General features: G+C 65.3%; 5 protein-coding genes. 2 read left to right on the plus strand and 3 right to left on the minus strand.

What is annotated here, in order from left to right; all coding sequences use genetic code 11:
• Window positions 1-117: 117 nt before the first annotated feature.
• On the minus strand, window positions 118-1,440 hold the full coding sequence (locus ACMO6A_RS01740; protein ID WP_009306279.1) for a hypothetical protein: 1,323 nt from the start codon (window positions 1,438-1,440) through the stop codon (window positions 118-120).
• A 185-nt stretch (window positions 1,441-1,625) separates the two neighbouring features.
• On the opposite strand from ACMO6A_RS01740, the gene map reads away from it, so the two are divergent.
• Window positions 1,626-2,396, plus strand: a complete 771-nt coding sequence (gene map / locus ACMO6A_RS01745) for a type I methionyl aminopeptidase (protein WP_009306278.1) — start codon at window positions 1,626-1,628, stop codon at window positions 2,394-2,396.
• Window positions 2,397-2,400: 4 nt separating this feature from the next.
• Here the strand turns inward: map and ACMO6A_RS01750 are convergent, their stop codons facing one another.
• On the minus strand, window positions 2,401-2,763 hold the full coding sequence (locus tag ACMO6A_RS01750; protein ID WP_009306277.1) for a DUF1648 domain-containing protein: 363 nt from the start codon (window positions 2,761-2,763) through the stop codon (window positions 2,401-2,403).
• 27 nt (window positions 2,764-2,790) lie between these two features.
• Entirely contained in the window at window positions 2,791-4,077 is a 1,287-nt protein-coding gene (locus ACMO6A_RS01755; RefSeq protein ID WP_009306276.1) for a carboxylate--amine ligase, read from the minus strand.
• A gap of 258 nt (window positions 4,078-4,335) precedes the next feature.
• On the opposite strand from ACMO6A_RS01755, the gene asnB reads away from it, so the two are divergent.
• Window positions 4,336-5,547 (plus strand): asparagine synthase (glutamine-hydrolyzing) (gene asnB, locus ACMO6A_RS01760; protein WP_418470693.1); only part of this gene is annotated, 1,212 nt, incomplete at its 3' end.

Below are 5,547 nucleotides of genomic sequence, written 5' to 3' on the forward strand. Positions count from 1 at the left end.
CTCAAGGACGAAGGCGGCCGGCAGCCCGGGCATCCGGGACGCACGGGAGACGAAGAAGCGCCCGCGGAGTGATTCCGCGGGCGCTTCCGTTCGTTCGGGCAGGAAAGGGGAGGGCGGTTATGCCAGCACCTCTTCGCGCTCGACGACTTCTTCCAGCTTCTCGCGCGCCGGAGCGCGGGAGGAGTCGTGCTCGGAGCCCTGCACGCGGCCGAGCTTCGTGTTGTCCTCCTTGCGGTTGCGCAGCGCGCGCACCGGGCTGGGCTGGTCCTCGATGCGGTAGTCCTCGCCGTCCTTCTTCTGCGCCTCGCGGATGACGCGGTGGCTGGGCACGTTCTGAATGCGGCCGTTCACCTGGTCGTTCCAGCCGAAGAAGCGGTAGTCGCCGGGCAGCTCGTCCAGTTCGACGAACCCCTCTTCCTTCGCGGTGAGGGTCGCCTGCTCGTCCAGCACCTCGCGCACGTAGTCCTTCGTGGGGTGGAAGTCCAGAAGCTCGGGGAACTCGCCGTCGGGGATGAGCGACTGCCATTCCATGTTCTCGTGCTTGTACAGCAGGTCGGCGGCCTTGTGCAGGTGCCCGACTTCCTGCTCGAAGTGCTGCTCCCAGATCTTCTTCACGTACGGGTCGACCTCGGTCTCGTAGAACGAATAGTACAGGTACGTCTCCATGTACTCGCGCAGAAGCAGGTTCTGCAGCCAGGTGGCCGAAGGGTCGAGCAGCGCGCCGTAGTGCGTGACGTGCTCTTCCTCGACCATGCCGATTTCCAGGTAGAGGTCGCGCGCGACGCCTTCGGGCTGCGTGTTGCCCAGGTTCATGTAGAAGTTCATGGTCTGCTGCTCGCCGGCCGTCAGGATGAGCGCGCCGAGGATCGTGCGGATGTCGGCGGTCTTGGCGTTGCGCGGGGCGCGGACCGAGTCGAACGGATGGCGATGGTGCGCGACGGTGGGACGGCCCGGCGTGATCTCGATGGTGTCGAGCACGAGCTCGTGAGCGGGCAGGTCCTCGTCGACCTTGAGCAGGTTCGCGTAGCGGTACAGGTGGTCGAAGTCCTCGAGCAGGGCGAAGTCCATGCAGGATTTCGCGTACGCGTCGGGCTCGTGCATGGCGAGCCAGGCCGTGAGGTCGACGGCCAGCTGCTCGTAGCCGATGGTGGTCTCAAGCGGTGTCTCGTCGGAGGGCGACAGCCAGTTCACGTGCTTCTGCTGACCGGCCTCGATGCGGCGCATGAGGGCGAGGTCGCGGCGCAGGTCGTTGTCCTCGCAGTTGCGGTTGAAGTTGTGGCCGAACATCACGGCCTCCACCTCGATACCGTTCATGAGGATGATGCGCGCCTTGGTGTACGGATCGGTTTCCAGCTTCTTGTAAGGGCGGGGCGAAAGATCCTTCCAGTCCAGCATCATGTCCTCAAGGGATTTCGTCGGTTTCTGGTCAAACGGGTTCATAGAGCCTCCTGTTCGTTTGCTGACGGTTGCCCTTGCCATGCTAGAGGCGGCGCTCGCGCGCGTTGCCGCCCGCCGCGGAGGCGTTTCGGGGTCGTGGGAGGGATGTAACGGCCTCGGAAGCCGGGGCGGCAGTGCTATACTGGGCGACGGCAAACAACGGCGTACAAGGCAAGGTGCGAACGCGTATGATCATCAGGAAGTCCCCGGCCGAGATCGAGGCCATGAAGGAAGCGGGCCGCGTGTCGGCCAAGGTGCTGCGCGAAGTAGGCGCGCAGGTGCGGCCTGGCGTGTCCACGCTCGAGCTGGACGAGCTGGCCGAGGCGCTCATCCGGGCGGAAGGCGGCGTGCCCGCGTTCAAGGGCTACGGCGGGTTCCCCGGCTCCATCTGCGCATCGGTGAACGAGCAGATCGTGCACGGCATCCCTTCGCGCAGCGTGGTGCTCAAGGAGGGCGACATCATCTCCATCGACACGGGCGCCATCGTGGACGGCTGGGTGGGCGACAACGCGTGGACGTACGCGGTGGGGAAGATCTCGCCGGAGAAGAAGCGCCTGCTGGACGTGACCGAGCGGTGCATGTGGGCCGGGCTCGACGCCGCGCGACCGGGCAACCGGCTGGGCGACATCGGCCACGCCGTGCAGAGCGTGGCCGAGGAAGCGGGCTACGGCGTGGTGCGCGAGTACGTGGGGCACGGCATCGGGCGCGACATGCACGAGGATCCCAACGTGCCGAATTTCGGCCGCAAGCACACCGGCGTGAAGCTGGAGGCGGGCATGGTGCTGGCCATCGAGCCGATGATCAACCTGGGCACGTACAAGACGCGCCAGATGCCCGACGGGTGGCTCGTGTGCACGCGCGACGGCCTGCCGTCGGCGCACTTCGAGAAGACGGTGGCCATCACCGAGGACGGCCCCGTGATCCTGACCACCGAAGAGGGGCATAGGCGACCGGTGTAGGGCGCTAGCCTGCGAGGGCGCCGCGTCCGAACGAGAGCACCACCCCGATGGCGATGATGGTTTCGATCGAGCCGATCACCAGGAAGAGGATGCGTGCGCTGCGAGGGCTGTCGACGCCGTGGATGGTTCCCTTGGCGAAGAGTGCAGGCGCTTTCCAAGAGACGAGCATGAGAGCAAGGTTGGGAAGACCCAGGATGGCCGCTATGTGCAGCGTCTCGTACTTGGAGCCGTACCGGTCGATCACGCCGTGTACGCCGGCATGCAGCGCGATGGTGTCAGGCAGCGATCCGAGCGCTGCCGCCGCAGCGGCGAGCGGCGCGATGCAAAGCGCGATCCAAACCGCCCACTCCCAGGCTTTCATCTTCATCGGCGCGCCGCCTTTCCGCGTGATTCGTTACTTCAGCTGCTTGCCGTCGGTGTCCCAGTAGAAGCGCTTGAACTTGGGGATCTGGTTCACGTGCATCACCTTCGCCCAGACGTTGTGCATGAACGAGTCGGGCGCGTAGTGCAACGGGTAGGGCTCGGGGGTGCGGCGCAGCGTCTCGAGGGCCTGCTGCAGGCGCGCGCGGTTCTCCATGCTGCGATCCAGCACGTAGCGCGGCACGCAGCTGTAGACGAACGGATCGTACGCCTCCCGGTAGTCGATGGTCTCGCCCAGCAGGAACTCGCGCACGATGAGCTCGACGAAGTTCTGGCCGCCCAGGCTCATGTAGTACGTGTTGCGGCCGCAGCGCGTGTTCACCTCGAAGAAGCGGAACGAGCCGTCGCGCTCGTCCAGCTTGATGTCGAAGTTCGCGAAGCCGCGGTAGCCCGTGCGCTTGAGGAAGCGCTTGGCGCACGCGATGATCTCGGGCTCTCGCTCGCCCATGATGCACAGCGGGTTGCCGAGTGCTGTGGGGTCGTGGTCCTGCAGGCATACGACGCCGCCCGACACCACGCGCACCTCGCCCGAGGCGTCCGAGAATGTGGTGAGCGTGCGGATGGCGTCGTCGCCGCCGGGGATGAAGTCCTGCAGCACCAGCTCGTTGTCGTAATCGGAGGTGCGGATGTCGCGCCACACCTGAGCCAGCTCCTCGGCGCTTTCGATCTCGTAGATCTTGCGCTTGCGGGGGATGTCGGCGTCTTGGAACTGCGCCGAGTTCGACGGCTTCGCGATCAGCGGGTAGGGGAAGTCCTGCACCGGCAGCTCGGCTGGGCCGCTCTCGCCGCAGTCGAAGTACCAGGTGCGGGGGTAGGGGATGTCCAGTTCGTCGCACAGCTCGTAGAAGCGGCGCTTCTGCGTGATGTCGTCGAGCAGGTCGAAGTCGATGTAGGGAACCGTGTAGCCGGCCGCTTCCAAGCGCGGCTTTCCCGACGACAGCATGCGCGCGTGGCAGTCGTCGCAGCCCAGCACCAGCAGCACGCGGTCGGGGTCCTCGGCGCGCACTTGGGCGGCCACGCGCTCGAGCGCGTCGTAGAGGCCTTCCGGCTCGTGGATGAGCGGCTCCAGGCGGTAGTCGGTGAAGCGGCTCGACGACAGCATCTTGATGTCCTGCGTGGCCAGCACGATGGTGCGCTCGACGCCGTAGGCGCGGTGCAGCTCGCGGACGTAGCTGTAGGCCAGGATGTCGCCGCCTACGACGACGGGCTGCAATCGGCGCGCGACGTCGGCGGTAGATGCGATGCGGGGTGAAGCGGGCATGTCGGGTTCTCCTTATGTACGGTATACCGCAGCATTATCCCATAGCTCGCTTTCGGCGTGGCGCGGGAAGCGAATCTCCGTGAAGAGCCGAGAAACGCGGGGCGGCGATCCGTTGGCCGCGGGCTGGGGGCTGCGTCTGGATATGGGGTTTCCATCGCCGCCCTTGGGGATTGCGCGGCGGTGGCGTATCATACCGAAGGATATGAACGCACCCGCCGCGCGAGAAGCGCAGGCGCGCACGCAGGAGGAGCCGATCATATGTGCGGATTCGTGGGATTCACCGCGGTCGATTACGATACCGATACCAACAAGGCCGTTGTCAAGGACATGGCCGATCGCATCGCCCATCGCGGGCCCGACGACGAGGGCTTCTTCGTGGACGACGACATCGCCATGGGCTTCCGCCGCTTGAGCATCATCGACCTCGAGGGCTCGCGCCAGCCCATGCAGAACGCCGACGGCACGGTGACCGTCACGTTCAACGGCGAGATCTACAACTTCCAGGAGCTGCGCGCCGAGCTTGAGGCGCTGGGCTACGAGTTCGTCACGAACGGCGACACCGAGACCATCGTCCACGGCTACGAGGCGTGGGGCACCGACGTGTTCGAGAAGCTGCGCGGCATGTTCGCCATCGCCATCTGGGACGCGCCGAAGAAGCGCCTCGTGTGCGCGCGCGACCTGTTCGGCATCAAGCCGTTCTACTACCAGCACGACGGCAACCGTCTGATCTACGGCAGCGAGATCAAGGCGTTTCTGGCGCACCCGGCGTTCAAGAAGGAACTCAACCGCGAGATGCTGCCGCAGTACCTGTGCTTCGAGTACATGAACGACTCGCAGACCATGTTTAAGGACGTGCACAAGCTGTTGCCCGGCCACTTCATGGTGTTCGAGGGCGGCAAGCTGAACGTCGAGTGCTACTACCATATCACGTACAAGATCGACGAGTCGAAGGGTCTGGACGAGTGGGCCGACGAGATCAACCGCGTGTTCGACGAGTCGGTGGCGGCGCATGAGATCGCCGACGTGGAGATCGGCAGCTTCCTGTCGGGCGGCATCGACAGCTCGCTGGCCGCGTACTGCATGGGCCAGCACGCGCCCGACATCAAGACGTTCTCGGTGGGCTACGATATCGGCTGCGAGGACAAGCTGGCCGAGATCAACGCGCTGCCCGACTTCGACATCAAGCTGAACGAGCTGGACGACGCCACCGCCTTCGCCGAGTGGGCGAAGCTGCCGAACTGGCAGGTAAAGGTAGACGCGCAGGAGTTCCTTGACATCGTGCCCACCGAGCAGTACCACATGGACGAGCCGCTGGGCGCACCCAGCGCCATCCCGCTGTTCTTCGTCAGCAAGCTGGCGCGCGAACAGGTGCAGGTGGTGCAGTGGGGCGAGGGCGCCGACGAGCTGTTCGGCGGCTACTGGATCTACCACGACCAGTTCGAGTTCGACAAGTACTTCAAGGTGCCGCGC

The sequence above is a fragment of the Eggerthella sp. genome, from assembly GCF_048329335.1.
GTDB classification, from domain to species: domain Bacteria; phylum Actinomycetota; class Coriobacteriia; order Coriobacteriales; family Eggerthellaceae; genus Eggerthella; species Eggerthella lenta.